Source organism: Prevotella sp. HJM029 (assembly GCF_000599605.1).
GTDB lineage: Bacteria > Bacteroidota > Bacteroidia > Bacteroidales > Bacteroidaceae > Prevotella.
In genome coordinates this window covers 1-280 of record NZ_AZHT01000138.1, presented here as the reverse complement: position 1 = coordinate 280, position 280 = coordinate 1, and the positions used below count along the sequence as shown (strand labels likewise).

The following is a 280-nucleotide window of genomic DNA, read 5'->3' as shown; positions in this document are numbered from 1 at the left end:
AAGCACTCTCCGAATGCTTGGAACTTTCCAGTTCTCTTCATAACTTCACTCTCGGAAACCAAACCAAGCAGATAATGAAATCAAACGCAGATAAATGCAATTCAGTGGGCGAAAACAATACGCCCAAGCAAAGGAAGACTTCCTCCAAAAATGGTGAGATAGAAACCTATCTCTCCTCCTATTATGAGTTCAGATACAACACGGTGTTGGGGCGAACCGAATACCGAAGCAAGGAGGATGCTCACTTCTCAAAAGTGGGGCGCTATGAAATCAACACGCT

General features: G+C 44.3%; 1 pseudogene. It reads left to right on the top strand.

The features are described from left to right. Nucleotides 1–74 precede the first annotated feature (74 nt). Nucleotides 75–280, top strand: a pseudogene (locus X919_RS14965) (virulence protein); the annotation flags it as partial.